Origin of the sequence: uncultured Leptotrichia sp. (assembly GCF_938036635.1) — a bacterium.
Lineage (GTDB): Bacteria > Fusobacteriota > Fusobacteriia > Fusobacteriales > Leptotrichiaceae > Leptotrichia > Leptotrichia hongkongensis.
Window position 1 is genome coordinate 1 of sequence record NZ_CALHQO010000046.1, and the last position, 1,772, is coordinate 1,772.

Annotated in this window: 1 protein-coding gene; it reads right to left on the reverse strand. The window is 27.1% G+C overall.

Annotation, left to right across the window (positions count from 1 at the left end; all coding sequences use genetic code 11):
- On the reverse strand, positions 1-1,728 hold a 1,728-nt coding region (locus Q0370_RS00765; RefSeq protein ID WP_299570748.1), incomplete at its 3' end, for a DEAD/DEAH box helicase family protein.
- Between the last annotated feature and the right edge of the window lie 44 nt (positions 1,729-1,772).

Consider the following 1,772-nt stretch of genomic DNA (forward strand, 5'->3'; position numbering starts at 1 on the left):
TGAAATGGCTGCGCTCAGAGCAGCTTTATTTTTTAAAGCAGCTTGATTGATGTGCTGATATTGAATGTTTGCCAGTTTTCTTCCTTTTTTACTAATAACCAATTGCTTTGGCTCAAAAGCAAGGGTCAGCTTTTCTCCTAAAGCTGTATTCCCTTTTCCAAGAAGGACAGTTCCTGCTTTGCTATTGTGAGTTGATTGCTGACCAGCATAGCTGAATTGATGATTTTCTATTTTAGCATTTTTATTTTTAATTTTGGGATAAAATATTTTATATTTCAAATCTTCTTCTATTTCATAAATATTCTCTCGAGTTTTTTCAATTCTACTATTTGAAAATACATACCCATGATTATAAAAATCTGTATTTTTAAATTCATCTTTTAAAATATATTTTCTTTCAATCATATCTTTTTCTTGTAATCCTATTTCAATAAGAGCCTTTTTCAATTCAGATATATATTTTGAATCGTCTATACTATGAAAAAACATAGTTTCAAGTATTCTATATTTATTGTCTAAGTCAGAATCATATTTTCTTTTAAATTTTTCTTGCTCTTCATTTACCAAAAAAGGACAGTATCTTGCTCCACGACCAATAAGCTGAGCTTCTTTTATTGTATAACTCGCACTACTTCTTGTATCATAAAGTCTTACAATATCAAACAAATTAAGTACATCCCATCCTTCATTTAACATATCTACTGCAAAAATAATTCGTTTATTATTTTTTTTATCTTCAAGTGAATTTAAAAGCAATTGTTTTTCAACATTATTGTCTTCATTTCCATTAATAATAATAGCTTTTTCTTCTATAAAACTATCTCTAATGCTTTCTTTTAAAAATTCAAAAGTTTTATTTTTATCTTTGTCTCTAAAGTAATCTAATGCTTTTTTTAAATATTTATCTTCTTTCGGAAGATTTTCAAAATCACTATTATCTAGTTTGTTTATTTTTTCAAAAAATTCATCATAAAAACTTCTTGATTCTTTAATTACTTTTGACTTTAACATTATTACAGGTTTTATATTTTGTCCACAGTCTGAAAACAAAAATCTCCTATATTCACTCAGTATTAACGCAATTAAAGTTCGTTTCCAAGTATCAGTATTAATACTAAAATTTACAAAATCTTTTGTATATCCACTTTCTCTAAAGTTTTTAAGCGGATAGTTATAGATTATTTTATCCCTGTATTTTTCTTCCACATTTTTATCTTTTAAATCAGCTGTTGCAGTAAATTCTAACAAAATACTATTTTTATTGCTATAAAAAGCATTCATTATCGAAGTTTCCCAATTATTCTGAATTTCTTTTTCTTCTTTTGTTCTATTTTTAGTAAATGTATTTACATGATGACTCTCATCAGATATGAATACAACTTTATTATTTTCAAAATCATCTCCAGTCATTGCATTTTCTTTATTTTCAGATAAAAGTTTTAAAAAAACAACAGTTCTTTCAGTCATATATTTATTTTTTCGCAATTCTTCTTCCGGCTGTTTTAAAATCGTATATAAATCACCGTATTTCTTTAAGAGGCTCTTAGCGATTCCTCTACAATTTTTTCTAATAACTGTATAGGTTAGCAACAATTCCAAAAGTTCATAATCCAAAAAACCTTTTGTCCCAGTAGATAAAAAACGCTGCCTTAACCTTTCTCTATGCCCTTTCTCGTGCTCTTCGGCCATATCTTGTTCCAATACTAACTCTATTTTACTCCCCCTCATTTTTCCCCCAAAAAATGTTTATGTGAATAGTTTATCATAAAACT